27 protein-coding genes are annotated in these 25,429 nt (G+C 68.9%); 15 read left to right on the top strand and 12 right to left on the bottom strand.

Annotated features, from left to right (window positions below):
• Positions 1–193: 193 nt before the first annotated feature.
• Positions 194–1,450 (top strand): transcription termination factor Rho, encoded by a 1,257-nt coding sequence (rho, locus tag SFC76_RS04260; protein ID WP_293875928.1) that lies wholly within the window; start codon positions 194–196, stop codon positions 1,448–1,450.
• Between the two features lie 175 nt (positions 1,451–1,625).
• Positions 1,626–2,327 (top strand): TerC family protein, encoded by a 702-nt coding sequence (locus SFC76_RS04255; protein WP_322848631.1) that lies wholly within the window; start codon positions 1,626–1,628, stop codon positions 2,325–2,327.
• Between the two features lie 37 nt (positions 2,328–2,364).
• Here SFC76_RS04255 and SFC76_RS04250 read toward each other — a convergent pair whose 3' ends face one another.
• A complete protein-coding gene (locus SFC76_RS04250) occupies positions 2,365–3,087 on the bottom strand; it encodes a dienelactone hydrolase family protein (RefSeq protein WP_322848250.1) in 723 nt (240 codons plus the stop codon).
• Positions 3,088–3,159: 72 nt separating this feature from the next.
• On the opposite strand from SFC76_RS04250, the gene SFC76_RS04245 reads away from it, so the two are divergent.
• The 7 genes from SFC76_RS04245 (at position 3,160) to SFC76_RS04215 (ending at position 9,780) form a co-directional block, all read left to right on the top strand.
• On the top strand, positions 3,160–3,402 hold the full coding sequence (locus tag SFC76_RS04245) for a DUF6489 family protein (RefSeq protein ID WP_322848249.1): 243 nt from the start codon (positions 3,160–3,162) through the stop codon (positions 3,400–3,402).
• Entirely contained in the window at positions 3,399–4,670 is a 1,272-nt protein-coding gene (gene mnmE / locus SFC76_RS04240) for a tRNA uridine-5-carboxymethylaminomethyl(34) synthesis GTPase MnmE (RefSeq protein ID WP_322848248.1), read from the top strand. The genes SFC76_RS04245 and mnmE overlap by 4 nt, the downstream gene beginning before the upstream one ends.
• A 233-nt stretch (positions 4,671–4,903) precedes the next feature.
• The gene (mnmG, locus tag SFC76_RS04235; RefSeq protein WP_322848247.1) at positions 4,904–6,739 is read left to right on the top strand and encodes a tRNA uridine-5-carboxymethylaminomethyl(34) synthesis enzyme MnmG; all 1,836 of its coding nucleotides are present in this window, start codon (positions 4,904–4,906) and stop codon (positions 6,737–6,739) included.
• Positions 6,736–7,353: a 16S rRNA (guanine(527)-N(7))-methyltransferase RsmG gene (gene rsmG, locus SFC76_RS04230; protein ID WP_322848246.1), complete on the top strand. Its 618-nt coding sequence runs from the start codon at positions 6,736–6,738 to the stop codon at positions 7,351–7,353. Before mnmG ends, rsmG begins: the two co-directional genes overlap by 4 nt.
• Entirely contained in the window at positions 7,350–8,138 is a 789-nt protein-coding gene (locus SFC76_RS04225) for a ParA family protein (protein WP_322848245.1), read from the top strand. The genes rsmG and SFC76_RS04225 overlap by 4 nt, the downstream gene beginning before the upstream one ends.
• Positions 8,135–9,037 (top strand): ParB/RepB/Spo0J family partition protein, encoded by a 903-nt coding sequence (locus tag SFC76_RS04220; RefSeq protein WP_322848244.1) that lies wholly within the window; start codon positions 8,135–8,137, stop codon positions 9,035–9,037. Before SFC76_RS04225 ends, SFC76_RS04220 begins: the two co-directional genes overlap by 4 nt.
• Positions 9,037–9,780: a dienelactone hydrolase family protein gene (locus tag SFC76_RS04215; RefSeq protein ID WP_322848243.1), complete on the top strand. Its 744-nt coding sequence runs from the start codon at positions 9,037–9,039 to the stop codon at positions 9,778–9,780. The genes SFC76_RS04220 and SFC76_RS04215 overlap by 1 nt, the downstream gene beginning before the upstream one ends.
• 15 nt (positions 9,781–9,795) lie before the next feature.
• On the opposite strand, the gene holA is transcribed toward SFC76_RS04215, so the two are convergent.
• From holA to SFC76_RS04195, 4 genes are read right to left on the bottom strand one after another with little or no spacing between them, the layout of a single operon-like run.
• Positions 9,796–10,815 carry a DNA polymerase III subunit delta gene (gene holA, locus SFC76_RS04210; protein ID WP_322848242.1) on the bottom strand — a complete coding sequence of 340 codons (1,020 nt, stop codon included), beginning with the start codon at positions 10,813–10,815 and terminating at the stop codon, positions 9,796–9,798.
• A complete protein-coding gene (lptE, locus tag SFC76_RS04205; protein ID WP_322848241.1) occupies positions 10,812–11,318 on the bottom strand; it encodes an LPS assembly lipoprotein LptE in 507 nt (168 codons plus the stop codon). Before lptE ends, holA begins: the two co-directional genes overlap by 4 nt.
• Positions 11,315–13,813 (bottom strand): leucine--tRNA ligase, encoded by a 2,499-nt coding sequence (gene leuS / locus SFC76_RS04200; protein ID WP_322848240.1) that lies wholly within the window; start codon positions 13,811–13,813, stop codon positions 11,315–11,317. Before leuS ends, lptE begins: the two co-directional genes overlap by 4 nt.
• A gap of 8 nt (positions 13,814–13,821) precedes the next feature.
• Positions 13,822–14,265 (bottom strand): DUF3576 domain-containing protein, encoded by a 444-nt coding sequence (locus SFC76_RS04195; RefSeq protein ID WP_322848239.1) that lies wholly within the window; start codon positions 14,263–14,265, stop codon positions 13,822–13,824.
• Between the two features lie 283 nt (positions 14,266–14,548).
• On the opposite strand from SFC76_RS04195, the gene SFC76_RS04190 reads away from it, so the two are divergent.
• Complete coding sequence (locus tag SFC76_RS04190) at positions 14,549–15,199, top strand: hypothetical protein (protein ID WP_322848238.1); 651 nt, start codon at positions 14,549–14,551, stop codon at positions 15,197–15,199.
• Positions 15,200–15,250: 51 nt separating this feature from the next.
• Here SFC76_RS04190 and SFC76_RS04185 read toward each other — a convergent pair whose 3' ends face one another.
• Positions 15,251–15,763 carry a thiamine phosphate synthase gene (locus tag SFC76_RS04185; protein WP_322848237.1) on the bottom strand — a complete coding sequence of 171 codons (513 nt, stop codon included), beginning with the start codon at positions 15,761–15,763 and terminating at the stop codon, positions 15,251–15,253.
• Between the two features lie 20 nt (positions 15,764–15,783).
• Between SFC76_RS04185 and SFC76_RS04180 the strand changes: the two genes are divergently transcribed.
• Positions 15,784–16,455 carry a YggS family pyridoxal phosphate-dependent enzyme gene (locus SFC76_RS04180; RefSeq protein WP_322848236.1) on the top strand — a complete coding sequence of 224 codons (672 nt, stop codon included), beginning with the start codon at positions 15,784–15,786 and terminating at the stop codon, positions 16,453–16,455.
• Complete coding sequence (locus tag SFC76_RS04175) at positions 16,452–17,123, top strand: HAD family phosphatase (RefSeq protein ID WP_322848235.1); 672 nt, start codon at positions 16,452–16,454, stop codon at positions 17,121–17,123. The genes SFC76_RS04180 and SFC76_RS04175 overlap by 4 nt, the downstream gene beginning before the upstream one ends.
• A 240-nt stretch (positions 17,124–17,363) precedes the next feature.
• On the opposite strand, the gene SFC76_RS04170 is transcribed toward SFC76_RS04175, so the two are convergent.
• Positions 17,364–17,960 carry an ankyrin repeat domain-containing protein gene (locus SFC76_RS04170; protein WP_322848234.1) on the bottom strand — a complete coding sequence of 199 codons (597 nt, stop codon included), beginning with the start codon at positions 17,958–17,960 and terminating at the stop codon, positions 17,364–17,366.
• A gap of 63 nt (positions 17,961–18,023) precedes the next feature.
• Between SFC76_RS04170 and SFC76_RS04165 the strand changes: the two genes are divergently transcribed.
• Genes SFC76_RS04165 through SFC76_RS04155 form a run of 3 tightly spaced genes read left to right on the top strand, consistent with a single transcriptional unit; the run spans position 18,024 to position 19,701 of the window.
• Positions 18,024–18,605, top strand: coding sequence for an SCO family protein (locus SFC76_RS04165; RefSeq protein ID WP_322848233.1), 582 nt, complete (start codon positions 18,024–18,026; stop codon positions 18,603–18,605).
• The gene (locus SFC76_RS04160; RefSeq protein WP_322848232.1) at positions 18,602–19,030 is read left to right on the top strand and encodes a YcgN family cysteine cluster protein; all 429 of its coding nucleotides are present in this window, start codon (positions 18,602–18,604) and stop codon (positions 19,028–19,030) included. The genes SFC76_RS04165 and SFC76_RS04160 overlap by 4 nt, the downstream gene beginning before the upstream one ends.
• Positions 19,027–19,701 (top strand): SprT family zinc-dependent metalloprotease, encoded by a 675-nt coding sequence (locus SFC76_RS04155; protein WP_322848231.1) that lies wholly within the window; start codon positions 19,027–19,029, stop codon positions 19,699–19,701. Before SFC76_RS04160 ends, SFC76_RS04155 begins: the two co-directional genes overlap by 4 nt.
• On the opposite strand, the gene SFC76_RS04150 is transcribed toward SFC76_RS04155, so the two are convergent.
• The 5 genes from SFC76_RS04150 to SFC76_RS04130 all read right to left on the bottom strand — a co-directional run bounded on the left by SFC76_RS04150 (position 19,677) and on the right by SFC76_RS04130 (position 25,348).
• Positions 19,677–21,827, bottom strand: a complete 2,151-nt coding sequence (locus SFC76_RS04150; protein WP_322848230.1) for a PBP1A family penicillin-binding protein — start codon at positions 21,825–21,827, stop codon at positions 19,677–19,679. The genes SFC76_RS04155 and SFC76_RS04150 overlap by 25 nt on opposite strands.
• A 263-nt stretch (positions 21,828–22,090) precedes the next feature.
• The gene (msrB, locus tag SFC76_RS04145) at positions 22,091–22,492 is read right to left on the bottom strand and encodes a peptide-methionine (R)-S-oxide reductase MsrB (protein WP_322848229.1); all 402 of its coding nucleotides are present in this window, start codon (positions 22,490–22,492) and stop codon (positions 22,091–22,093) included.
• Between the two features lie 38 nt (positions 22,493–22,530).
• On the bottom strand, positions 22,531–23,613 hold the full coding sequence (locus tag SFC76_RS04140) for an NAD(P)/FAD-dependent oxidoreductase (RefSeq protein WP_322848228.1): 1,083 nt from the start codon (positions 23,611–23,613) through the stop codon (positions 22,531–22,533).
• Positions 23,592–24,281: a methyltransferase domain-containing protein gene (locus SFC76_RS04135; protein WP_322848227.1), complete on the bottom strand. Its 690-nt coding sequence runs from the start codon at positions 24,279–24,281 to the stop codon at positions 23,592–23,594. Before SFC76_RS04135 ends, SFC76_RS04140 begins: the two co-directional genes overlap by 22 nt.
• A complete protein-coding gene (locus SFC76_RS04130) occupies positions 24,278–25,348 on the bottom strand; it encodes a type III polyketide synthase (RefSeq protein WP_322848630.1) in 1,071 nt (356 codons plus the stop codon). Before SFC76_RS04130 ends, SFC76_RS04135 begins: the two co-directional genes overlap by 4 nt.
• Positions 25,349–25,429 lie beyond the last annotated feature (81 nt).

The following is a 25,429-nucleotide window of genomic DNA, read 5'->3' as shown; positions in this document are numbered from 1 at the left end:
GCGGTGAGGCGACGGGGGAGGCTTGACGGAGGGGGCCGATCGCCAATCCGCTTGACGAACCCCCTCCACGCTCTTACCTCCTGAACACGCGTAGAGCTGCCGTCCGGTGGTTCCGCGTTCCTCCTTGGCTATCGTCGCTGCGAGTCCTTCGCCGATTTGAGCCAGCCCCCCGACTACGCATTCGGATTATTCCATGCATCTTAAAGACTTGAAGAAAAAGACCCCCGCCGAGCTGGTCAGCATGGCCGAAGAGCTGGGGGTCGAGGGCGCCTCGACGTTGCGCAAGCAGGACCTGCTGTTCGCGATCCTGAAGGTGCAGGCCGAGAATGGCGACCAGATCATGGGCCTCGGCACGATCGAGGTCCTGCAGGACGGCTTCGGCTTCCTGCGCAGTCCGGAGGCCAATTACCTCGCCGGGCCGGACGACATCTACATTTCGCCCAATCAGGTGCGCAAGCACGGCCTGCGTACCGGCGACACTGTCGAAGGCGAGATCCGCGCGCCCAAGGATGGCGAGCGCTATTTCGCGCTGACCAAGCTGATCACGGTCAATTTCGACGATCCCGATGCGGTCCGTCATCGCGTCAATTTCGACAACCTCACGCCGCTCTATCCGGAATCGAAGCTGACGCTCGATCCGGCCGATCCGACGCAGAAGGACAAATCGGCGCGCGTCATCGACATCGTCTCGCCGCAGGGCAAGGGCCAGCGTACGTTGATCGTCGCCCCGCCGCGCGTCGGCAAGACGGTGATGCTCCAGAACATCGCGCGCGCCATCTCGGACAACCATCCCGAGGTGTTCCTGATCGTGCTGCTGATCGACGAGCGGCCCGAGGAGGTCACCGACATGCAGCGCAGCGTGAAGGGCGAAGTGGTATCGTCGACCTTCGACGAGCCGGCGCAGCGCCACGTCCAGGTCGCCGAGATGGTGATCGAAAAGGCCAAGCGGCTCGTCGAGCACAAGAAGGACGTCGTGATCCTGCTCGACAGCATTACCCGCCTCGGCCGCGCCTACAACACCGTCGTGCCGTCGTCGGGCAAGGTGCTGACCGGCGGCGTCGACGCCAATGCGTTGCAGCGGCCCAAGCGCTTCTTCGGCGCGGCGCGCAATATCGAGGAGGGCGGCTCGCTCTCGATCATCGCCACCGCGCTGATCGATACCGGCAGCCGCATGGACGAGGTGATCTTCGAGGAGTTCAAGGGCACCGGCAATTCCGAAATCGTGCTCGACCGCAAGGTCGCCGACAAGCGCGTCTTCCCGGCGCTCGATGTGGGCAAATCGGGCACCCGCAAGGAGGAGCTGCTGGTCGACAAGGACAAGCTGTCCAAGCAGTGGGTCTTGCGCCGCATCCTCATGCAGATGGGCACGATCGACGCGATGGAGTTCCTGCTCGACAAGATGAAGAATTCGAAGACCAACGAGGATTTCTTCGACTCGATGAACCAGTAAACGCCGGTTTGGCGAGCCCGTCGAAGGGCGGGTGTTTTCACCGTGCTTCGACGGGCTCAGCCCGAACGGGCACGGGCCGTATCAAGATCGCGACGCGCGGAAGCATGGCTTTCGCGCGTCGCTGCGTTATGGACCTATCGATCAACCGGGAGTTTGAAACGTGTCCATCATCGCCATGCTGAGCGCTGCCGCCGCCAGCGGGCCGGGGTCTCCGGCCGAGATCTGGCAACATATCCTCAACGACTTTTCCAACATCGGCACACCCGCCGCACTCGCCGCCTTCGTGCAGGTGCTGATGATCGACGTCGTGCTCGCCGGCGACAATGCGATCGTCGTCGGGGCGCTCGCCGCGGGCCTGCCGGTCGACCAGCGCAAGAAGGTGATCCTGATCGGGATCATGGCCGCGCTGGTGCTGCGCATCATCTTCGCGCTGGCGGTGAGCTGGCTGCTCGGGGTGATCGGGCTGATCTTCGCGGGCGGTATCCTGCTGCTGTGGGTAGCGTGGAAGATGTGGCGCGAGCTGCGCGAGCACAGCAACGCCGGGTCGCCAGAGGTGGATGGCGACGAGGCGTCGGGGCTGAAGCCCGCCAAGAGCTTCGCCGCGGCGGCCTGGGCGGTGGCGGTCGCCGATGTGTCGATGAGCCTCGACAATGTCCTCGCCGTCGCCGGCGCGGCGCGCGACCATCCTGGCATCCTGATCATCGGCCTCCTGCTGTCGGTGGCGATGATGGGCATCGCGGCGAATCTGATCGCCAAATATATCGAGCGCTATCGCTGGATCGCTTATGTCGGGCTGCTCGTGATCCTCTACGTCGCGGGCAAGATGATCTACGAAGGGGTCGTAGACCCGCAGGTCGGGGTGCTGACCTTGTTCTGATACAGAAAGGGGGGCCATCGAGCCCCCCTTTTTCGTTTCAGCCGAGATGCTCGGCGAAGAAGGCCGCGGTGCGTTCGTCCGCTTGGCGGGCGGCGTCCTCGGAGCGGCGCTTGCCGAATTGCGCGGCGAAGCCGTGGTCCTCGCCGGGGTAATCGTAGAGCGTCACCTTGGGGTGATCGTCGAGGCCGGCGTGCATCCGCGCCTGCGCGTCCTTGTCGACGAAATGATCCTCCTGCGGCACGTGGAGGAGGACGGGATTGGCGATGGCGTGCTTCTCGCCGAGCAATCCATCGATGCCGACGCCGTAATAGCCGACCGTCGCGTCGACGTCGGTGCGTGCGGCGGTCATGAAGGCGAGGCGGCCGCCGAGGCAATAGCCCACCGCGCCGACCTTCGCCGCGAGCCCGCTGCCCGCCTGCGCATCGTTGAGCGCCGTCCGCGCGGTGCGGATCGTCGCCTCGATATCGCGGATGCCCGCGTCCTGGTCGAACCGGCCCATCAGCTCGAGCGCCTGCTGCATTTCGGCGGGAACGTCGGGGTCGAGCTGGATACCCGGGGCGATCTGCCAGAACAGGTCGGGGGCGAGGGCGAGATAGCCGTCGGCAGCGAGTGCGTCCGCCTTGGCGCGGATGCCGGCGTTGACGCCGAAAATCTCCTGGATGACGACGATCGCCGCGCGCGGCGTGCCGACGGGTTCGGCGACGTAGACGTCGAAGCGGCCGCGGTCGTCGAGTGTCTCGATCTGGATGGTCTTGGTCATGGGGGTCCTCTCGCGCGTGGGAGCGCGCTGAGCTATGCAGCGGGGCTGAGGGCTGCTCAAGGGGCGACGCGCATGAAGGTGACGGTGAACGTGGATCTGACCCCGGAGGAGGCACGCCGCGCGATGGGGCTGCCCGATCTGACGCCGCTGCACGACCGCTATGTCGCGTCGCTGCTCGAAGCGATGAACGGACAGGTGCGGCCCGAACTGCTCGAGACGATGATGAAGAATTGGGCGCCGATGGGCGATGCCGGTCTGGCGATGTGGCGGCAGATGTTCGACCAGGCCACCGGCGGGGGGAAGACGGGCAATTGAGCGACACGATCTTCGCGCTGTCGAGCGGCGCGGCACCCGCGGGGATCGGCGTGATCCGGGTGAGCGGACCGCAGGCATTCGTAGCGGTGGCGCGGATCGCGGGCAGCCTGCCGCCGGCACGGACGGCGCGGGTGCGCGCGTTGCGCGATGCCGAGGGGGCGTTGCTCGACCGCGCATTGGTGCTGACGTTCCCCGGACCGGGAAGCGCGACAGGCGAGGACCTCGCCGAGCTGCATTGCCATGGCGGGCGGGCGGTGATCGCGGCGGTGCTGAATGCCCTCGGCACGCAGCCCGGATTACGATCGGCATTGGCCGGTGAGTTCACCCGGCGGGCGCTGACCAACGGTCGGATCGATCTTGCGGAGGCGGCGGGCCTCGCCGATCTGCTGTCGGCGGATACCGAACGGCAGCGGGTTGCGGCACTGGCCGCAGCGGAAGGGATCGTCAGCCAGCGGGTGCGCGGCTGGCTCGACCGGCTGGCGATGCTCGCCGCGCTGACCGAGGCGCAACTCGACTTCGCGGACGAGGACGATGTCGGCGACGATCATATGGCGGCGGTGCGCGAGGGGAGGGCAGCTCTTGCCGCCGAGTTGCGCGCGGTGCTCGCGATGCCGCCGGTCGAGCGGTTGCGCGACGGCGTGCATGTCGTGCTCGCCGGACCGCCGAACAGCGGCAAGTCGACGCTGATCAATCTGCTGAGCCAGCGCGAGGTCGCGATCGTCTCGGCGATCGCGGGGACGACGCGCGACCGGATCGAGGCGACGGTGACGCGCGCTGGGCTCGTCTATGTGTTGACCGATACCGCTGGGCTGGCCGAGAGCGACGATCCGATCGAGCGGATCGGCGTGGAGCGCGCCGAGGGTTCGATCCTGCGCGCGGACCTGCTGTTGTGGCTGGGTGATGATGCCCCGCCGCGCGGGGATGCGATCTGGGTACAGGCGCGGAGCGATGCGCCGGGGCGGGGGACGATCGCCGGTGCGGATGTGGCGGTTGCCCAAGGCGATCCGGAGAGCGTCGAGCGGCTTTGGCTGACGCTGGCGGAGCGGGCCGAGACGTTGATGCCGCGCGGCGATGCGGTCGCGTTTCGGGAGAGCGAGCGGGCGGCGTGTCGCGTGGCATTGTCGGCGATCGAGCAGGACGAGGCCGACGCGTTGATCGTTGCGGAGCAGCTCCGATTGGCGATCCGAGCGCTAGGGGGAATCCTCGGCGTGGATGCTACCGAGGTGATGTTGGACACGCTGTTCGGACGGTTCTGCATCGGGAAATGATGTTCCACGTGGAACAATCCCGGGCACGGACGGTGCTGTCGACTACCCGTCGGTGTCTCTCCAACTCGGGGCATCGTGAACACCTTGGTGTGCCGCGGGGGCTATCTTAGAAGCGTCAGCACGTCCGAAGATCACTTCGGTGTTCCACGTGAAACATCATGATCGGGATCCGAAGGCCGTGTTTCACGTGGAACACTTTTGACCTTACGCCCCCGCTGGCATAGGCGGATCGCATGTATGACGTGATCGTCGTTGGCGGTGGCCACGCCGGAACCGAAGCCGCTGCTGTCGCGGCGCGGCGGGGTGCGCGGACCCTTCTCCTCAGTCACGACCGTCGCCTGATCGGCGCGATGTCGTGCAATCCCGCTATCGGTGGGCTTGGCAAAGGGCATATCGTTCGCGAAGTCGATGCCTTCGATGGGCTCATCGGCCGCGCTGCCGATGCCGCGGCGATCCATTATCGGATGCTCAATCGCAGCAAGGGAGCGGCCGTACAGGGTCCGCGGGTGCAGGCCGATCGGCGGCGCTATGCCGCGGCGATCCAGCGCATGCTCGCGGCGCTGCCGATGCTGACGATCGCGGAGGGCGACGTCGAGGCGCTTAGCCTGAACGGCACGCGGGTCGACGGCGTGGTGCTGGCGGACGACAGCCGCGTCGCCGGCCGCACGGTCGTGCTCGCGACGGGGACGTTCCTCGGCGGGCGCATGTTCCGTGGCGACGAGCGTCACGAAGGCGGACGGATCGGCGAGCGGCCGGCACGCAAGCTCGCCGAGCAATTGCGCGCGCTGGCGCTGCCGCTCAGCCGGCTGAAGACCGGGACGCCACCGCGACTCGACGGGCGGACGATCGATTGGGGGCGGCTCGAGGAGCAACGTTCGGACGTCGAACCGTGGACGATGTCGCCGATGACCGAGCATCGGTTGCTGCCGCAGATCGCCTGCGCGGTGACGCGGACGAATGCGGCGACGCACGACCGGATACGCGGCGGGCTCGATCGCTCGCCGCTGTTCGGCGGCGCGATCGAGGGGCAGGGCCCGCGTTATTGTCCGTCGATCGAGGACAAGGTGCATCGCTTCGGCGACCGCGACGGTCATCAGGTGTTCCTCGAACCCGAGGGGCTGGATGACGCCATTGTCTACCCGAACGGCCTGTCGACCTCGCTGCCGACGGACGTGCAGGAGGCGATGATCCGCAGTATCGCCGGCCTGGAGCGCGCGCGGATCACGATGCCGGGCTATGCGGTGGAATATGATTATCTCGACCCGCGCGCGCTCGACGCGACGCTGGCGCTGGCGGCGATCCCCGGCGTCTATTGCGCGGGGCAGCTCAACGGGACGACCGGCTACGAGGAGGCGGCGGGGCAGGGGCTCGTCGCGGGGCTCAACGCCGCGGCCGCTGCCTGCGATCTGGCGCCCTGCGTGCTCGATCGCGCGTCGAGCTATACCGGCGTGATGATCGACGATCTCGTGCTGCAGGGCGTCACCGAGCCCTATCGGATGCTCACCGCGCGCGCGGAATATCGTTTGTCGCTGCGCGCCGATAATGCCGAGACGCGGCTGGGGCCGGTTGCGGAGGCGCTGGGGTGCTTGGGTGACGAGCGGCTGGCGCAGCAGCGGCGGCGTGCGGACGCGCGGGTGGCGGTCCGGGACGCGCTGACGCAGACGGTCACCGCGGCGGGGATTGCGGCGGCCGGCGTGCACGTCGCGCAGGATGGCAGCCGCCGCAGCCTGTACGAATGGCTGCGCATGGCGGAGCTCGATCTCGATCGGGTCGCCCCTGAGGTACGACGGATGGCACCCGCGGCGATCGTCGACGAGGTGATCGAGGATGCGCGCTACGCGCCCTATATCGAGCGCCAGGCGGAGGAGGTCGCGCGGATGCGCCGCGAAGAGGCGGTGCCACTGGCGGCGGAGCTGGATTATGCGGCGATCCCCGGGCTATCGAACGAGATGATCGACCGGCTCGGCAAGGCACGACCGGCGTCGCTCGGGGCGGCGGCGCGGGTGCGCGGCGTGACGCCGGCGGCGCTGTCGGCGATCTATCTCTATGCACAACGGCGGGCGGCATGACGGAGGACGAGGCGCGGGCGTGGTTTGTCGAGCGGTTTGGCGAGGACAAGACGGCGCAGGTCGGTGCGTTTCTCGGACTCGTCCGGCAGGAGAATGAACACCAGAATTTGATCTCGCCCGCGAGCGTCGCGGCGATCTGGGCCAGGCATGCCGTCGACTCCGCACAGCTATTGTTCCACGTGAAACAATCCGGCGGAAGCTGGCTCGATATCGGGACGGGTGGTGGTTTCCCCGGGATGATGGTGGCGATCCTCCGTGTCGATCCGGTCACGATGGTCGAACCGCGCAAGAAGCGGGCGGCGTTCCTCGATGCGTGCGTCGAGCAACTAGCGCTGCGTCACGCCAACGTGGTGACGGCGAAAGTCGAGGCGATCGAGGGGCGGTTCGCGACAATCTCGGCACGAGCGGTCGCCTCGGTCGAAAAGCTTTTGCAAGCGGCGGAGCATTGCGCCACACCGGCAACACGCTGGATCCTCCCCCGCGGACGGATCGAGGCCGAAGAATTGGCCCACCTACAGCGTGACCGGACCAGAGTGTTTCACGTGGAACATAGTTTGACCGATCCTCAATCCTCGATCCTGATCGTGGATCGCAACCAAGGACGCGCGCGATGACTTGTATTGCGGTGGCCAACCAAAAGGGCGGCGTGGGCAAGACCACCAGTGCGATCAACCTCGCCACCGCTTTGTCGGCGACGGGCAAGACCGTGCTGCTGATCGACCTCGACCCCCAGGGCAATGCCTCGACCGGCCTCGGCATCAGCCAGGCGCAACGCGGCCGGTCGAGCTATCATGTGCTGATCGGCGAGGCCGAAATCGGCGAGACGGTGATCACCACGAAGGTGCCGCGGCTCGATCTGGTGCCGGCGACGCAGGATCTGTCGGGAGCGGAAATCGAGTTGGTCGAGTTCGAGCACCGCACGCATCGTCTCGATCGCGCGCTCGCGCAGACCAAGGATCGCTGGGACATCGTGCTGATCGACTGCCCGCCGTCGCTGGGATTGCTCACGATCAACGCGATGGTCGCCGCGGACAAATTGCTGGTGCCGCTGCAATGCGAATTCTTCGCGCTGGAGGGGCTGTCGCAATTGCTGACCACGGTCGAGCGTATCCGCGAGCGGTTCAATCCCGGTCTCGCGATCCTCGGCGTCGCGCTGACGATGTACGATCGCCGCAACCGGCTGACCGAGCAGGTGTCGGCCGACGTGCGCGCGGTGCTGGGGCAGGTGGTGTTCGATACGGTGATCCCGCGCAACGTCCGCCTGTCGGAGGCGCCGAGCCATGGTCTGCCGGCGCTGATCTACGATTATCGCTGTTCGGGGTCGCAGGCCTATATCGATCTCGCGCGCGAGCTGATCGCGCGTCTGCCGCAGACGCCGGCGACTGCGGCGGCGGCATGAGCGATGCGGCGAAGCGCAGCCGGCCCGCGGGGCTCGGCCGCGGGCTGAGCGCGCTGCTCGGCGAGATGGCGAGCGAGGCACCGGTCAGCCCCGGTACGGAGAATAAAGTGCCCTCCGGCGTGCGGATGCTGCCGGTCAGCGCGCTGACCCCGCATCCCGGCCAGCCGCGACGGCATTTCGACGATGCGCTGCTCGACGAGCTGGCGGCGTCGATCGCGTCGCGCGGGTTGATCCAGCCGATCGTCGTGCGACCGCATGGCCATGACTATCAGATCGTCGCGGGGGAGCGGCGTTGGCGGGCGGCGCAGCGTGCCCGGCTGCACGAGGTGCCCGTCGTCGTCCGCGACTTCGACGATGCGCAGACGCTCGAAATCGCGCTGATCGAGAATATCCAGCGCCAGGACCTCAATGCGATCGAAGAGGCGCAGGCCTATCAACGGTTGGCCGGCGAATATGGCCATACGCAGGAGGCGCTCGCCAAGATCGTCCACAAGTCGCGCAGCCATGTCGCCAATCTGTTGCGGCTGCTGGAACTGCCCGAGGCGGTGCAGGATCGGGTGACCGACGGCTCGCTGTCGATGGGTCATGCGCGTGCCTTGCTGGGATCGCGCGACGTCGAGATGCTCGCCGAACAGGTGGTGGCGCGCGGCCTGTCGGTGCGCGAGACCGAGAAGCTCGCCAAGGGCGCCAAACCGGAGCGGGCAGGGGGCAATCGCGAACGTTCGCAGGCGCCCGCGCCGGATGCGGATATCGCGGCGCTGGAGCGGCAATTGTCAGACCTGCTGGGGCTGCACGTCCGCGTCGCGCATAGCGAGAAGGGCGGGACGATTACGCTGACCTATTCGACGCTCGATCAGCTCGACATGGTCTGTCAGCGGCTGACCGGGGATTCGATCTGATGATCCTGCGCAGCGACGAATATGACGATCTGCCGACCGCGGCGGGCGGGACGATGCGGGTGCATTGGTTCCGGCCGGCGGGGGAGGGGCGGTTTCCCGGACTGGTGCTCTATTCGGAAATCTACCAGGTCACCGATCCCATCCGGCGGCTGGCGGCATTCTTCGCGGGCCATGGTTATGTCGTTGCGGTGCCAGAGGTCTATCACGATTATGAGGCGCCGGGGACGGTGCTGCGCTACGATGCCGAGGGGACGGCGCGGGGCAACGACCTGAAGTTCACCAAGCCGGTGGCGGGGTTCGATAATGATGCGACGTTGGTGCTGGATGCGCTTGCCGGGCATGCCGCCTGTTCGGGGCGGCTGGGGACGGTCGGCGTGTGTCTCGGCGGGCATCTCGCCTATCGCGCGGCGCTTGATCCGCGGGTGAGCGCGGCGGCGTTATTCTACCCGACCGATATCCATTCGGGGACGCTGGGCGAGGGGCGGTCGGACGACAGCCTCGCGCGGATGGCGGATCTGCGCGCCGAGACGCTGTTCGTGTTCGGGCGGCAGGACCCGCATGTGCCGTTCGCCGGGCGCGAGACGATCCGGGCGCGGCTGGAGGCGGTCGGCGCGCGCTATGAATGGCATGAGGTCGACGGACAGCATGCCTTCCTGCGCGACGAGGGGCCGCGCTACGATCCGGCGTTGTTCGTCGCGGCGACGGGCTGGGCGCTGGCGCTGTTCGGGCGCGTGCTGCGCTAGGATGGATCGCGCGCACTAACCGCGGCGTTCGACGCCCCGCGTCAATTCGGTCAGCGCATGGTCGGCCAGCACGCTGCCGGCGTTGCCGCTCGCCATGATCGCGCGTTCGGCATGGCGGACGCGGGTGAGGGCGGTACTGAGCATCGCCGGGGTCCAGCGGCGCAGCGCCTGGCCGGTGGCGGCTTCCTCCTTGAAGAAGATGCGGTGGCGTTTGAAGACGGTGTCCTGCGTTGCGCCGGCGTCGATCTCCGCCTTCATCTCGGCGAGCGTCATCAGCCGGCGGGCGAGCAGGCGCAGCCAGGGGATGGGGGAGGTGCCGGCCTCGCTGAGGCGGCCAAGTTCGGCACCGAGCGCCGCGGTGTGGCCGGTGACGACCGCCTCGACCACCTGCGTCATTTCCGCCTCGCCGAGGTCGGCACCGATCGCGTCGAGTGCGGCGTCGTCGAGGTCGTGCGGGCGATCGGGGGCGGCATCGAGGAACAGCGCGAGTTTCTCGATCTCGCGCGCCAGCACCGCGCGATCGCCGCCGCAGGTCGCCGCGAGCCGTGCCGCGGCGGTGTTGGTCGGGCGCAGGCCCTGGTCGCGCGCCATCGCCGCCGCCAGCCGCTCGAGATCGGCCGCGCTCGGCTCGTAGGCGGCGAAGGCCATCGCACGGCGGGAATCGATCGCCAGCTTGACGATCTTGGCGGTCGACTTGACCGTGGGGGCAAGCGCAACCACCGGGTTGCCCGCGTGATCCGCCGCGAGCAGCGCGGTGAAGGCGTCGAGGCATTCCTCGCCGGCCGGCGAAACGCGGATATGCCGAGCGCCACCGAACAGCGACATCGACGCGGCTTCGTCGGACAGACGCGCCGGATCGGAGCGCAGCGTCGCCCCGTCGAGATCGACGCGCTCCGCTTCCGGTCCCATCGCCTTGGCGAGCAATGCGGCGAGTTCAGCGGTTGCCGAGCCGTCCGGCCCGTGCAGCAGATACAGGCGGATATCGGGCGAGGGGCGTTCGAGCGCGGACCTTATGTCGCGCGCATTGGCTTTCATCGCGCCGGGCGGCTGCGCGCGTAGACGGCGACGCGCGCGACGATCTGGTCGGCGACGATGCCGGCGAGCCGTTCGAGCGCGGTATTCTCCGCGGCGATCGTCGCATATTCGGACTGGACGACATCGATGCCCGCATCCGAACCGGCGGTGTCGTCGAGCAGCACGCTGCCGTCGGCGAGGTTCACGAGCTGGAAGCGCGCGCGCAACGTACGGCGTTCGCGGGTGACGCTGTCGTCGCGGCGAACGCCGAAGCCGGCGATCTTGTCGTCGAGCCGTACGTCGAGCCGATATTGCGGCGTGCCACCGGCGGCGAGGCGGTCGCGCAGCGCATTGCTCATCAGCCAGCCCGATTTGCCGTCGATCGGCGTCACCTCGATATGCGCGAGCGTACCGGCGACCGCGCCGCCCGACCCGCCGCTATAGAGCGGGCGCAGGCCGCAGCCCGAGACGAGCAGCGCCAGCGGTGCGAGCAGCAGGACGGTCCTGATCGGAGCCTTGGTCATGCGACGATGTTCACGAGGCGTCCGGGCACGACGATCACCTTCTTGGGGGGCTTGCCGTCGAGCAGGCGGGCGATCTTGTCGGCGGCGAGCGCCGCCGCCTCGATCTCCTCGCGCGCCATGTCCTTGGGCAGGGTCAGCGTGTCGCGCAGCTTGCCGTTGACCTGCACCGCGATCGTCACCTCGTCCTCGACGAGGAGCTTGGGGTCGACCTCGGGCCAGGCGGCGTCGGCGATCAGGCCGTCGAAGCCCCTGGCGGCCCACGCCTCCTCCGCGACGTGCGGCACCATCGGCGCGACGAGCAGCATCAGCGTATAGATCGCGTTGTTGCGCGACGGGCTCGGCTCCGCCCGCTCGATCGCGGTGCACAGTTCGTACAGTTTCGCGACCGCCTTGTTGAAGGCGAGCGCCTCGATATCCTGTTCGATGCCGAGGATGGTCTGGTGCAGCTTGCGGTCGAGCGCGACGTTGCCACCCTCGCCGGGAGCGGCGTCATCGCCGTCGAACAGGCGCCACAATCGCTGGATGAAGCGCCACGCGCCCTCGATCCCCGATTCGCTCCACGGCAGGTCGCGTTCGGGCGGCGAATCGGAGAGCATGAACCAGCGCGTCGCATCGGCACCGTAGCGATCGACGATCGGCTCGGGATCGACGGTGTTCTTCTTCGACTTCGACATCTTCTCGACGCGGCCGACGGTGACCGGCTGGCCGGTGGCGACCTCCAGCCCGTCGCGGACGTCATCGGGAGAGAGCCAGCGGTTGTCCGCCGATTTATACGTCTCGTGCGTCACCATGCCTTGGGTGAACAGGCCGGTGAACGGCTCGGCGATATCGAGCTGCCCCATATGCTTGAGCGCGCGCGTCCAGAAGCGCGCGTAGAGCAGGTGGAGGATCGCATGCTCGACCCCGCCGATATACTGGCCGACCGGCAGCCAGCTTTCGGCGACCGCGCGATCGAACGGCCGGTCCTTGGGCTGGCTGGCGAAGCGGATGAAATACCACGACGAATCGGCGAAGGTGTCGAGCGTGTCGGTCTCGCGCACCGCGGGCTTGCCGCACGCCGGGCAATCGACGTGCTTCCACGTCTGATGCCGGTCGAGCGGGTTGCCGGGAACGGCGAAGGACACGTCCTCGGGCAGCACGACGGGAAGCTGGTCCTTGGGCACCGGCTGTACGCCGCACGTCCCGCAATGGATGATCGGGATCGGCGTGCCCCAATATCGCTGGCGGCTGACGCCCCAGTCGCGCAGGCGATAGACGGTCGAGCCCTTGCCCCAGCCGCCCGCTTCGGCGCGGCGGATGACCTCGCGCTTGGCGTCCTCGACGTCCATGCCGTCGAGGAAGTGCGAATTCACCAAGGCGCCGGGGCCGGTATAGGCTTCGTCGCCGGCGAAGACGGGATCGGTCTGGTCGCCGTCGGAGACGACGCGCTGGACGGGAATGTCGTATTTGCGCGCGAAGTCGAGGTCGCGCTGGTCGTGCGCGGGGACGCCCATCACCGCGCCGGTGCCGTAATCCATCAGCACGAAATTGGCGATGTAGATCGGCAACCGGCGGGTTGCGTCGAACGGATGCGCGGCGGTGAGGCCGGTGTCGAAGCCGAGCTTCTCCTGCGTCTCCAGCTCGGCGGCGGTGGTGCCGCCCTGCTTGCAGCGCTCGATGAATGCCGCGACCTCGGGCCGTTCGGCGATGCCCTGCGCGATCGGGTGATCCGCGGCGACCGCGACGAAGCTCGCGCCGAAGATCGTGTCGGGGCGGGTGGAGAAGACCTCGACCGTGCCGCCGTCCGAGACCGCGAAGCCGAACGTCAGCCCCTGGCTCTTGCCGATCCAGTTTTCCTGCATCAGCTTGACCTTGTCGGGCCAATGGTCGAGCTTGCCGAGGCCTTCGATCAGCTCGTCGGCGAAGTCGGTGATCTTGAGGAACCACTGGCTGAGCTTGCGCTTCTCGACCAGCGCGCCCGAGCGCCAGCCGCGCCCGTCGATCACCTGTTCGTTGGCGAGCACGGTCATGTCGACCGGGTCCCAATTGACCGCCGATTCCTTGCGATAGACCAGCCCGGCGGCGAACATGTCGAGGAACAGCGCCTGTTCGTGGCCGTAATAATCGGGCTCGCAGGTGGCGAGTTCGCGGCTCCAGTCGAGCGCGAAGCCGAGCCGTTTCAGCTGCGCCTTCATCGTCGCGATATTCTCGCGCGTCCAATTGCCGGGATGGACCTGCTTTTCCATCGCCGCATTCTCGGCGGGCATGCCGAACGCGTCCCAGCCCATCGGGTGGAGCACTTCATAGCCGCGCATGCGGCGGAAGCGCGCGAGCACGTCGCCCATCGTGTAATTGCGGACGTGACCCATGTGGATGCGCCCCGACGGATAGGGGAACATCTCGAGCACGTAGCTCTGCGGCTTGCCGCTATCGTCGCGGGCGGCAAAGGTCTGGCGGTCGTCCCAGACCTTCTGCCAGGTCGAGTCCGCTTGCAGCGCGTTGAAACGCGTAACCATGGTCTGGATTAGCCCGCGATGGACGCGCGGCGCAGATCGCGGGCCCGGGTGAGGATGACGTCTTCCAGCTTCTGCGTGGTCGCCGCGGCGACGGGGGCGGAGACCCACTGGCCGCTGCGGTTGACCTCCCGCAGCGCCGCGACGCGGACCGCGTCGGCGCGCAGATCCTGGTCGAGGATCGAGACGGTGACCTTCATCCGCTCGGTCGGCACCTGCGGGTTGACGTACCAGTCGGTGACGATGACGCCGCCGTTGGAATCGGTCTGCACCAGCGGCATGAACGACAGAGTGTCGAGGCTCGCGCGCCACAGATAGGCGTTGACGCCGATCGTCGTCACCTTCGACGCGGCGAGGTCGGTCTTGGCGACGGCGTTGCCACCGCGGCCGCCGCAAGCGGCGAGCGGCAGCGCAATGGCGGCGACCATGAGGGCGGTGCGCAACGAGCGGATCATGGGCGTAACTGTCCTGCGATAAAAAGGGCGCTTTTCGCTCTATAGATGCAGGGGGGGAGCCGCAAGCGACGCGTCATGGCGCGATGGGGCCGCAATATGTGGGACTAATGCAACAGTCGGGGGAAATGATGCATCGGGCGGTCAAGGTTCCATATTGGTGTGGGCCTGAATCGTGTTAGGCGCGTTGCAGCGGGAGTCGAGGGGACTGCTAGTGTTTGCCAAGCGTGCCATAGGGCGTGCAGTGACTGGAATGATGACGGCGACGCTGTGCGTTACCGCTATCATGGTCGCGCCTGCCTTCGGCGCCAGCGAACGCGCCGTCCCCGCCAAGCGTGCGGTCGCGTCGCGCTTCGCCGGGTCGTTCACCCCGGCCGCCGCCGATCCGCGGCTCGCCGCGGCGATCGCGCGCGGTGGCCTCGACGAGGCCGATTTCCGGTTCACGCCCGCCGAGGCGCAGCAGGACAAGCGCGCGGTGACCGTCGCGGTCCGCGCCCGCTCGACCCGTACCGCCTTCGCCGATGCCGGCCGCAGCAGCGCGGTGACCGCGCCGACCGTGGGTATCCAGCCGATCGCCTATAACCTCGGCGTGTCGGTGGGCTGGAAGCGGTTCGCCGTCTCCGGCGCGGTCAACCGCATCGATCTGGGGCCGATCCCGGGCAGCCGCGAATCGACCGACGTCGCGGTCAGCTATCGCGCGGGTCGTGCGAGCAGCCGTCTGGTCGCGGTCGCCGACCGGCCGCTGGAGAACACGCCCAAGCTGACGCAGGAACTGCCGAGCTATTCGGTCGACGTCAGCAGCTCCTATTCGCTGACGCGCAACCTCGATGTGACCGCGGGCATGCGCTATCGCTCGGATCGCGAGCGGCTGGCGCGGCTCGACGACGACCGGCGCGACAGCCAGTCGGTCTACGTCGGGACGGCGTTCCGCTTCTGACCTGATGCATGATCGGACCGGGCTGGTCCGATCATGATCCGCGCGGGACGATCAGCGGGCCGTCAGCCCGTCGATCGCCGCCCAGCCGTCGAATCCGTACCGCCGCAACCTGAGCCAGCGTGCCGCGGTCATTCCGCCCAATGCGATGCGCCGGCCGCCCTGCGCCAGAGCCACGGCCCGTCGCAGGCCGAGTGGCGCCGCCCCGGGATGCGACCGCGTCGCATGGACCGGCGAGACGAACAGCCACGTCGCCCCCGCCCGCTTCGCCGCGACCGCCTGCCGCCGATCATGGACCGGGTAGGTCGCCGCCCGCGCTCCGCCATGCGCCGGCGCGCCGGGTAGCGCGCCGCCCGCGGTGATCCGCAACCTGCGCGCCTGCGCCAGCCGCCGCACCTTGAGGAACAGCCGGTGCCGCTCGCCCCGCGACAGACCGTAATGCCGGAACACCACGCCCGCACCGGGTGGCAGGGCGCGCAGTGTCGCGAACAATGCCTCGTCGATCCGCGGATCGGTCATCAGCCAGGCGTGGCGGCGCGGATCGATATTGCGGTTCAGATTGGCCACCACGCCGCTATAGGGCGCGCATGACCGCCGCTACCAGCCCGCTCGACCACGTCACCGCCGGCATCGCGCACGCCGCCCGCCTCGCGGGCCGCGAACCTGCCGACGTCACGCTCATCGCCGTCTCCAAGACGCACGACGCCGAGACGATCCGGCCGCTGCTCGACGCGGGCCAGCGCGTGTTCGGTGAGAACCGGGTGCAGGAGGCCGCCGCCAAATGGCCGGCGTTGCGCGACGCCTATCCCGGCGTCGCGCTCCACCTGATCGGGCAGCTCCAGTCGAACAAGGCGGAGGAGGCGGTGGCGCTGTTCGATGCGATCCATGCGGTCGACCGGCCGTCGCTGGTCGACGCGCTCGGCAAGGCGATGGCGAAGACCGGGCGGCGGCCCGATTGCTTCCTCCAGGTCAATATCGGTGCCGAGGAGCAGAAGGGCGGCTGTGCGATCGCCGATCTGCCGGCGCTGCTCGATCGGGCGCGCGCGGCGGGGCTGCCGGTGGTCGGGTTGATGTGCATCCCGCCCGCCGAGGTCGAGCCAGCGCCTTATTTCGCGCTGCTCGCCAAGCTGGCGCGCGAGGGGGGGCTGGCGGGGCTCAGCATGGGCATGTCGTCGGATTACGAGACGGCGGTGACGCTCGGCGCGACGCATGTCCGGGTGGGCAGCGCCTTGTTCGGCGTGCGGGGAGACAAGGCATGAACTGCAGAGGCCTGTTGTTCGACTTCGACGGAGTGCTGATCGAGAGTGAATATGCCGGGAACCGGCAGATCGCCGAATGGCTGAGCGCCGCGGGGCATCCCACGACGCCGGAACAGTCGATGGCCAATTTCATGGGACTGGCCGGCGCCGACTTCCGTGCCGCGGTCGAGGGTTGGATCGGCGGGCCGCTGCCCGAAAGCTTCACCGCCGCGCGCCAGGCGGAGGACGCGCGCGCGATGGCCGAGGGGATCGACGCGGTTGCCGGTGCCGTGGCGTTCGTCCGGTCGCTGCCCGCGGATCTGCCACGCGCGGTGGTGTCGTCCAGCCCGACCGCGTGGATCCGCCGTCATCTCGATCATATCGGCCTGTCGGATGCGTTCGGCGACCATATCTACAGCGGCCGCGAGCATGTCGCGAAGGGCAAGCCGGCGCCCGATCTCTATTGGTATGGCGCCAAGGCGATCGGCGTCGACATCGCCGATTGCGCGATCCTGGAGGATTCGCCGGTCGGCGCGACCGGTGCGGTGGCGTCGGGCGGCTATGTCATCGGCCTGTGCGCGGGGACGCATTGCGGCGTCGGCCATGACGCGCGGCTGCGCGCGCTCGGCGTCGATGCGGTGGCGTCCGACTTCGGCGAGGTGGCGCGGTTGCTGGGGCTGCAAGGCTGAGGGCGGTGAGCCCCATCGTGCTTCGACAGGCTCAGCACGAACGGTGATGTCCCAGGCGGGATCGACATTCGATATCCCCGCCGTTCCCCGACCACTCTCCCGTCACCCCGGGCTTGACCCGGGGTCCCGCTTATTCCCGATCGGCATCCGCAAAGGACGTAGCGGGGACCCCGGATCAAGTCCGGGGTGACGGATCGAAGGGGGCGAGGTCGCCATTCGGTGGATGGGTCTTCCGACCGATTAGAATTTCGGCCCCGCAACCTGCGCGCGCGTCTTCTTGGGGGTGTCCTTGAACAGCGCGATCATCGTCGGATTGCGCGAATCGCGCAGCGCATAGGCGCGCGCCGACAGGCCGGCGAGATTGTCGGTCTGGTCGGGATCGGCGCCCTTGGCGAGCAGCTTGCGCGCGATCGGCTCGTTGCGCGCGTTGACCGCGAGGATCAGCGGCGTCTGGCCCGATCCGTTGGCGAGGTTGATGTTGGCGTTGTAGGTGAGCAGCAGGTCGATCAGATCCTCGCGCCCGGCCAGCGCCGCCAGCATCAGCGGCGTATTGCCCTTGCCGTCGCGGATGTTGGGGTCCGCCTTATGCTGCAGCAGATATTGCATGTAGAGGCTGCCGGAATGGCCGACGAGGATGTGCAGCGCGCCCTTGCCGGTGGTCACCGCCTTGGTGTTGATGATCGTGCTGCCGGGCGTCTCGATCATCGTCGTGACCTCCTTGCCGTCCTCCTTCTCGATCGCGGAGAGGAATTTGTAGCTCTCCGACTGCTGCTGCGCCGCGGCCGGCATGGCGAGCGTGGAGAGCGCGAGCGCGAGGAGAAGGCGCGGACGGTTCATGGCGGGGTCCCTGACGAGGAAAGCTTGCAGCCCTGCCGGTAACAGATCAGAGCTGGCGAGGTCATGAACATTCTGCGTCTCGCCCCGCTCGCCGCCGTTGCGCTGGTCGCCTGTCACGCCGCGCCGCAGGAGGCGCCGCCGCTCGCCGGTGCCCGGATCGGCGGTCCGTTCACGCTGGTGAACCATGACGGGCGGACCGTCAGCGATCGCGATTTCGCGGGCAAATACCGCATCATGTATTTCGGCTACACCTTCTGCCCCGACGTCTGCCCGACCGACGCGGCGGCGATCGGCAAGGCGGTGGCGGAACTCGACGGCAGCGACGCCGATCTCGCCCGCCGTATCGTGCCGATCTTCGTCACCGTCGATCCCGAGCGCGACACGCCCAAGGTGCTCAAGAGCTTCACCGCCGCCTTCCACCCGCGCATGGTCGGGCTGACCGGCACGCCGGCTGAGATCGCCGCGGTATCGAAGGCTTATGGCGTCTATGCCGGCAAGGGCGCGATGCAGCCGGGCGGCGGCTATCTGGTGAACCACAGCCGCACCACCTATCTGATGGACCCGGACGGCAAGCCGCTTGCGCTGCTGCCGACCGAGCAGGGGCCGCATGCCGTGGCCGCCGAGATCAAGCGCTGGGCGAAATGAACAAATTCTGGGAGCTGCCGATCGAGCAGCTCGACCGCGGCCAATGGGAAGCCTTGTGCGACGGCTGCGGCAAATGCTGCATCCACAAGCTGGAAGACGAGGAGACGGGCGAGATCGTTCCGACCAACGTCGCCTGCCGGCTGCTCGACCGGCGCAGCGGCTTCTGTTCGGACTATAAGCATCGCCACGCCTACGTCCCCGAATGCGTGCGGCTGACCGCGGGCAACGTCCGCGGCATCGACTGGCTGCCGTCGACCTGCGCCTATCGGCTGCGCGCGGCGGGCGAGCCGCTGCGCGACTGGCATTATCTCATCAGCGGGAATCGCGAATCGGTGCATGCCGCCGGCATTTCGGTGCGCGGCTGGACGGTGAGCGAGGACGATGTCGGCGATATGGAGAACCATATCGTCGAACGCGAATTGTGAGCGAGCCGTTCGAGGTCGTGCGGCACCCGACCGCGCGGCGTATCCGCCTGTCGCTCGATCCGGCGAGCGGCAGGGCGCGGCTGGTGGTGCCCAAGCGTGCGGCGTTGAAGCCGGCGCTCGCCTGGGCGCAGGGCAAGGCCGAATGGATCGCCGAGCAGCGCGCCCGCCTGCCGCAGCCGCGCCCGTTCGCCCCCGGTATGGCGCTCACCGTCGCCGACCGGGCGCTGACGATCGTCTGGCAACCGGGCAGCCGTCGCCGCGTCGAGGTGGACGGCGACATCCTGTCGCTCTCGGGGCCGCTCGATACGCTGCCGCGACGGGTGGAGACATGGCTGAAGCGGCAGGCGCTCGACCTGCTCACCCGCGAGACCGCCGATTATGCCGCCAAGGCCGGCGTCACCGTCGCACGCGTCGCGATCGGCGATGCGCGGGGCCGCTGGGGCAGTTGCGCGCACGATGGCGCGATCCGCTATAGCTGGCGGCTGATCCTCGCCCCCGGCTGGGTACGCCGCGCGACGGTGGCGCACGAGGTCGCGCATCGCGTCCATATGAACCACGCGCCGGTGTTCCACGCGTTGGTCGCGCGCCTGTACGGCGAGGACCCGACCCCGGCGCGGGCGTGGCTGCGCGACCACGGCGCCGCGCTTCACTGGGTCGGTCGGTCGTCCTGAAGCGGGCGGGGCGGCTGGCGGTTCGCCGGGGCCCCATCGCGGCGATCGTCGCGTAGCGGCTGGCGCGCCGGCGCGGCGGGGTCGCGCCGGTCGTCGCGGGGCTGCGGCGCATCGCGGCCGGTGACGCGGTCGATGAGATCGTCGAGCTGCTGCGGCGCGCTGTCCTGCGGGCGGATGCTCTGCTCGTCCTGCTGCTGCTCGTCGCGCGGCGCCTGCGCGGTCGGGTTGCCGTCCTCGTCGACCATCGCCGCCCCGTTATCGGGCGGGCCGTAATAGGTCTCCTCGTCGGGTTCGAGCTGCCATTCGGGCAAAGTCACCTGCGTCTCGAACTGCTCGATCGGCCGGTTGGCGGTGGCCGGCTTCATGAAGGCGGCGAAGGCGCGTGCCGGTGCGGTGCCGCCGTGCAGGCCGGCGATCGGCCGCGCATCGTCGCGGCCCATCCACACGCCGGTGGTGAGTCCGCTGGAAAAGCCGAGGAACCAGCCGTCCTTCGACGAACTGGTCGTGCCGGTCTTGCCCGCGACCGGACGGCCGATCTGCGCGGCGCGGCCGGTGCCGGTGTTGACCGCGGTCTGCAACAGGTCGGTCATCTCCGCCGCGACATAGGGCGCGACCAGCACGTGGCTGCGGTCGACCTCGTGCGTGTAGATCGTCTGGCCGTTGGCGGTGACGCGGGTGATGCCATAAGGCGTCACCGCGACGCCCTTGGCGGCGACGCTGGCGAAGGCGCGGGTCATGTCGATCAGCCGCACGTCGGAGGTGCCGAGCACCATCGAAGGGTGGGTGTTGATCGGCGTGGTGATGCCGAAGCGCCGCGCCATGTCGGCGACGGTGGTGAAGCCGACCTCCTGACCCAGTTTCGCCGCGACGGTGTTGAGCGAGAAAGCGAAGGCGGTGCGCAGCGTCACCGGCCCGGAATTGTGGCGCGAATCGTTGCGCGGGCTCCAGCCGTTGATCGTCACCGGCTCGTCGACGATCGTGTCCTCGGGCTTGTGGCCGGCCTCCAGCGCGGCGAGATAGACGAACAGTTTGAACGCCGAGCCCGGCTGGCGCTGCGCCTGCGTCGCGCGATTGTAGATCGACGAGACGTAATCCTTGCCGCCGACCATCGCCTTGACCGCGCCGTCGCGATCGAGGCTGACCAACGCGCCCTGCGCACCGTCGGGGGCGTTGGCGCGGACCGCGGCATCGGCGTCGCGTTGCATGCCGAGATCGAGCGTCGTCCAAACGTCGAGCGGCGCCTGCGTCTCGTCGATCAGGGTGTCGAGCTGTGGCAGCGCCCAATCGGTGAAATAGCGCGCGCTGTTCTGCTTGGGTTCGGGGGCGAGGCGCAGCGCCTGCGGATCGGCCTCGTTCGCCTGTTCGCGGGTGATCGAGCCGTGGCGGACCATCGCGTCGAGCACGACGCCGGCGCGGCCGACCGCGGCCTGCGCGTCGGCAGTCGGCGAATAATTGGACGGCGCCTTGACCAGTCCGGCGATCACCGCCGCCTCGGCGAGGTTGAGCGTGTTGGCGCCATGACCGAAGAATTTGCGCGACGCGGCGTCGATGCCATAGGCGCCGCCGCCGTAATAGACCTTGTTGAGGTACAGCTCGAGCACCTGGTCCTTGCTGAACTTGCGTTCGAGCGCGAGCGCCAGGATCCATTCGCGGAACTTGCGGCCGAACTTCTTCTGATTGTTGAGGAAGACGTTGCGCGCGAGCTGCTGCGTGATGGTCGAGCCGCCCTGGATCCAGCGGCCACGTTCGTAGCGGATCAGGACCGATCGCGCGATGCCGAGCGGATCGACGCCGGGATGGCTGTAGAAGCGGCGATCCTCGACCGCGACGGTCGCCTCGCGCATCACCCGCGGGATGCTATCGTAGGACAGCCATTCGCCGTAGCTCGGCCCCATCGAGACGATGACGCTGCCGTCGGCGGCATGGACACGGATCATCTGGCCGTTGGGCGAGGATTTCAATTCCTCGAAACTCGGCAATTGCGCGCGCGCGACATAGACCGCGATCGCCAGCGCCCCGAACGCCAGCACGACGAGCGCCACCGCGATCTGGGCGGACAGGACAAGCCGCCGACGCCATGGCGAGCGGCGGGCAGGAGCGGAGCGGGGGGTGCGCGCACGGGCCATGAAGATTTGCGCGATTACCGGATGACCGGGGTGCCGACAAGCGGGCGGGGCGATGTTTCGCGCCGGTAAGGGGGCGCGGGGAGGGACGTGGCGGGAGCCGAGCGCGGCAATCCTCTCCCGCAAGGGAGAGTGGGACCGTTCGGCGTACGCCGAATGGTGGAGGGGGAGGACAGGGCGGGAGCTTTGTAACAAGGCTCCCGCCCCGTCCTCCCCCTCCGTCAGCACTTCGTGCTGCCACCTCCCCCTGGCGGGGGAGGACTTGGTTACGCCGCTTTGCGGGCGCGGAATTCCAGGGCGATGGAGTTCATGCAATAGCGCAGGCCAGTCGGCGGCGGGCCGTCGGGGAAGACGTGGCCGAGGTGGCTGTCGCAGCGGGCGCAGCGCGTTTCCGTGCGGGTCATGCCGTGGCTGGTGTCGCTATGGTCGGCGACGCGATCGGGTGTGATCGGCTGGGTGAAGCTCGGCCAGCCCGAGCCGCTGTCGTATTTGTCGGCGCTGTCGAACAAATCGAGGTGGCAGGCGGCGCATTGGTACAGCCCGTCGGCCTTGTTGTCGGTGAGCGCACCCGCATAGGCGCGCTCGGTGCCTGCTTCGCGCAGCACGTGATATTGCGCCGGGGTCAGACGCTTGCGCCATTCGGCTTCCGAAAGATTCAGGTGATCCATAGGGTCAATCTCGTGACGGAGGGGGTCAGCGTCAACCATCATGGGGTCATTCTGGTCGCATGCGCCACGACCTGTATCAGTCCCGGCGGCAACCAGCGCAGCGCGCCGCCCGACCAACGGCTTTCGGCGAGGCGGCGGACGAACCCGGCGACCGCCATCGGCCGCGCCAGCCGCGCTGCGAAATCGCGCTGCCAGGCGATCGCGGCCTGCGGTCCGCCGCTTAGATAGGCCTCGGCCGCGGCGACGCCGCTGGCGAGCGCGATGCCCATGCCTTCGCCGGCGAGGCTGGGGATGACGCCGGCCTGGTCGCCGAGCCGGAACAGCCCGGCGCTGCCGCCCTGCTGCCGCCAGCCATAAGGGACGTTGGCGATCGCATCGATCGGCGCGCCGGGGGCGAGTCGCGCCAGCCGCTCGCCGAGCCGCGGCAGCTCGCGGCCGAGCTGGTCGAGCAGATCGGCGGGGCTGCCCGCCGCGTGGAGGCGCGAGCGGTGCACCGCCATGCAGACGTTGGCGCTGCCATCCTCCTGCAAGGCGATGCCGGCATAGCCGCGATCGAACAGATGCAGCTCGATCCGGCCAGACAGCGCGCGCGACAGTTCGGGATCGGCGGCGAGGTGGACGCGGATTCCCAGCGTCGGGTCGCGCCCGCGCGCCGCGGCGGGCCGCGCCAGCCCGCGCACGTCATGCTTGCCGCTCGCGAGGAACAGCGCTTCGGCGGCGATGTCCGGGCCGTCGGCGAGCTGCGCGGTGAGCCCGTCGATGCTGCGCACGGTGACGCCGGTCTCGATCTGCGCGCCGCCCGCAATGGCGGCGTCGCGCAAGACGGTGTCGAGCCGCCGCCGCGACACGCCGATCGCCGGACACGGCAGCGCCGCCTCGCGAACGGACCCGCCGGCGAAGATCGTCACGCGGGTCAGCCGGTCGCGGTTGAGCGTATCGGGGTCGACGCCGAGCGCGGCGATCCGGTCGATCGTCCGCCAGCTGACGAATCCGCCGCACAGGGCATCCGCCGCCGGCTGCCGTTCGACTAGCAGCGCGCGGGTGCCGCCGCGGGCGAGGTGGATCGCCGCCGCGGCGCCCGCCGGCCCGCCGCCGACGATCAGCGCAGCCGTTCGACGCATAACCGGAAGGGGAAGGCGCGGAACACGCGCGCGTTGGCGATACCCGCCGCGGCGAGCAGCGGCGGCCATTCGTCCGGCCGATACGACCGCGCGATCGACAGCCGGCCGTCGTGACGGACGATGGGATGCCAGCGGGCGAGCGTCGCGAGCAGCGGGAAGCCGGCATGCGCGAAGCCATGGCGGTGCAGGTCGTTGACCAGCCAGCCGCGCGCCGCTTCGGCCTCCATGAAGCGCAGGAAGGCGACGAGCTGCGCCTGCGTCATGTGATGCGCGACGAGGCTGGAGATCACCACGTCCCAGCCTTCGCCGGCGCAATCGGCGTAATCGCCGGTCCGCCAATCGATCGGCAGCCCGGCGGGGGTGTGGGCGCGCGCCGCCGCCTCGCTGCGCGGGTTGAGATCGACGCCGACCAGCTCGGCGGCGATGCCGCGCTTGCCCGCCCAGCGCGCGATGCGACGCAGCATGTCGCCATCGCCGAAGCCGACGTCGAGCAGCCGCAGCGTCCCGGCGCCGGCGAGCGCGCGATCGAGGAAGGCGAGCGTCGGCCGTGCCGCCAGCGTCACCGTGTTGACCCGAGCGAGATCGGCGACGACCGCGGCATAAGTCGCCGCGGGCAGGTCGTCCGCGTCCATCAGCTCCTCGCCCTGCGCGCGGGTGGCGAGGCTCATGGCACCGCCCGCAGCGCCAGCCCCTCGGCAGCGAGGCCCGGCCCGAAGGCGAGCGCGACGCCCTCGCCCTGCGCCGGCGGTGCGGCGAGCAGCCGGGCGAGCACGAACATCAGCGTCGCCGACGACATATTGCCATAATCGGCGAGCACGCCGCGCGACGGCGCCAGCGCGGCCGGGGGGAGGGCCAGCGCGGCCTGCACCGCGTCGAGGATCGAGCGGCCGCCGGCGTGGACCGCCCAGAACAGATCGGCGGGCACCGCGCCGCCGGTCACCGTCGCGACGAAATCGGCATCGCCGAGCGCGTCGCCGATCCGCCCCGGCACCGCGCCGTCGAGGTGCATCGCGAAGCCGGTATCGGTGATCGTCCAGCGGATCAGTTCGGCACTGTCGCCCAGCGTCGCGGCAAAGGGCTGGCCGAGTTCGATCCCGGCCGGCTCGGCGCTGACGATCCCGGCGGCGGCACCATCGCCGAACTGGAGCATCGCGAGCAGCGGCTCGATCGCGGTCTCGTCCTGCAGGTGGAGCGACGACAGCTCGACCGTCACCACCAGCACGCGCGCATCCGGTTCGGAGCGGACGATATGACGCGCGGCGCGCAGCGCGACGATCGCCGCATAACAACCCATGAAGCCGATCAGCAGCCGCTCGACCGACGGCGCCAGGCCGAGCCGGCGGGCGATGATCTGGTCGACCCCCGGCGCGACGAAGCCGGTGCAGCTCGCCACGACGAGATGGGTGATGCCGGCGGGCGCGACTGCGGCGTCGCCGGTCAGCGCGGCGATTGCGGCGAGCGCCAGCGCCGGTGCCTCCGCGGCATAGAGCGCCATGCGCGCCGCAGTGCCGGGCGTCGCGTCGCCGTAGAACCCGCCGGCGTCGACCGCGCTGCCGCCGTTCTCGCCGGGCAGCACCGACCAGCGGTGTGCGATCCCGGCGCGCGCCGCCATACGGGCGAACAGTGGTCGTGCGCGCGGCTCGACCCGCGCGCCGGCCCAGTCGATGAAGGCGTGGTGGACGTCATGGGGCGGGACGGCGGTGCCGACGGCATTCAGATAAGCAGCCACCGAAATCCTTTACAGCCGCGTCCGACGATCGGGACAGCAGCAACGCACGATCGGTCGACAAGGATGCAGCACGGCGGATGGCGTCGA

It is taken from the genome of Sphingomonas sp. CD22, assembly GCF_034556155.1.
Taxonomy (GTDB): domain Bacteria; phylum Pseudomonadota; class Alphaproteobacteria; order Sphingomonadales; family Sphingomonadaceae; genus Sphingomonas.
The sequence above is the reverse complement of the archived record's forward strand: the minus strand, read 5'-3'. Positions and strand labels throughout refer to the sequence as shown.

Excerpts from the sequence above, each read along its gene's own strand:
- SFC76_RS04215 (WP_322848243.1), top strand. The coding sequence starts at position 9,037 with ATGATCCTGCGCAGCGACGAATATGACGATCTGCCGACCGCGGCGGGC.
- SFC76_RS04225 (WP_322848245.1), top strand. The coding sequence starts at position 7,350 with ATGACTTGTATTGCGGTGGCCAACCAAAAGGGCGGCGTGGGCAAGACC.
- SFC76_RS04220 (WP_322848244.1), top strand. The coding sequence starts at position 8,135 with ATGAGCGATGCGGCGAAGCGCAGCCGGCCCGCGGGGCTCGGCCGCGGG.
- SFC76_RS04245 (WP_322848249.1), top strand. The coding sequence starts at position 3,160 with ATGAAGGTGACGGTGAACGTGGATCTGACCCCGGAGGAGGCACGCCGC.
- SFC76_RS04255 (WP_322848631.1), top strand. The coding sequence starts at position 1,626 with ATGCTGAGCGCTGCCGCCGCCAGCGGGCCGGGGTCTCCGGCCGAGATC.
- SFC76_RS04180 (WP_322848236.1), top strand. The coding sequence starts at position 15,784 with ATGACCGCCGCTACCAGCCCGCTCGACCACGTCACCGCCGGCATCGCG.
- SFC76_RS04170 (WP_322848234.1), bottom strand. The coding sequence starts at position 17,960 with ATGAACCGTCCGCGCCTTCTCCTCGCGCTCGCGCTCTCCACGCTCGCC.
- lptE (WP_322848241.1), bottom strand. The coding sequence starts at position 11,318 with ATGACCAAGGCTCCGATCAGGACCGTCCTGCTGCTCGCACCGCTGGCG.
- mnmG (WP_322848247.1), top strand. The coding sequence starts at position 4,904 with ATGTATGACGTGATCGTCGTTGGCGGTGGCCACGCCGGAACCGAAGCC.
- SFC76_RS04250 (WP_322848250.1), bottom strand. The coding sequence starts at position 3,087 with ATGACCAAGACCATCCAGATCGAGACACTCGACGACCGCGGCCGCTTC.
- SFC76_RS04165 (WP_322848233.1), top strand. The coding sequence starts at position 18,024 with ATGAACATTCTGCGTCTCGCCCCGCTCGCCGCCGTTGCGCTGGTCGCC.
- SFC76_RS04140 (WP_322848228.1), bottom strand. The coding sequence starts at position 23,613 with ATGCGTCGAACGGCTGCGCTGATCGTCGGCGGCGGGCCGGCGGGCGCC.
- SFC76_RS04150 (WP_322848230.1), bottom strand. The coding sequence starts at position 21,827 with ATGGCCCGTGCGCGCACCCCCCGCTCCGCTCCTGCCCGCCGCTCGCCA.
- leuS (WP_322848240.1), bottom strand. The coding sequence starts at position 13,813 with ATGGTTACGCGTTTCAACGCGCTGCAAGCGGACTCGACCTGGCAGAAG.
- msrB (WP_322848229.1), bottom strand. The coding sequence starts at position 22,492 with ATGGATCACCTGAATCTTTCGGAAGCCGAATGGCGCAAGCGTCTGACC.
- SFC76_RS04135 (WP_322848227.1), bottom strand. The coding sequence starts at position 24,281 with ATGAGCCTCGCCACCCGCGCGCAGGGCGAGGAGCTGATGGACGCGGAC.
- SFC76_RS04160 (WP_322848232.1), top strand. The coding sequence starts at position 18,602 with ATGAACAAATTCTGGGAGCTGCCGATCGAGCAGCTCGACCGCGGCCAA.
- SFC76_RS04175 (WP_322848235.1), top strand. The coding sequence starts at position 16,452 with ATGAACTGCAGAGGCCTGTTGTTCGACTTCGACGGAGTGCTGATCGAG.
- SFC76_RS04190 (WP_322848238.1), top strand. The coding sequence starts at position 14,549 with ATGGTCGCGCCTGCCTTCGGCGCCAGCGAACGCGCCGTCCCCGCCAAG.
- rsmG (WP_322848246.1), top strand. The coding sequence starts at position 6,736 with ATGACGGAGGACGAGGCGCGGGCGTGGTTTGTCGAGCGGTTTGGCGAG.
- rho (WP_293875928.1), top strand. The coding sequence starts at position 194 with ATGCATCTTAAAGACTTGAAGAAAAAGACCCCCGCCGAGCTGGTCAGC.
- SFC76_RS04195 (WP_322848239.1), bottom strand. The coding sequence starts at position 14,265 with ATGATCCGCTCGTTGCGCACCGCCCTCATGGTCGCCGCCATTGCGCTG.
- holA (WP_322848242.1), bottom strand. The coding sequence starts at position 10,815 with ATGAAAGCCAATGCGCGCGACATAAGGTCCGCGCTCGAACGCCCCTCG.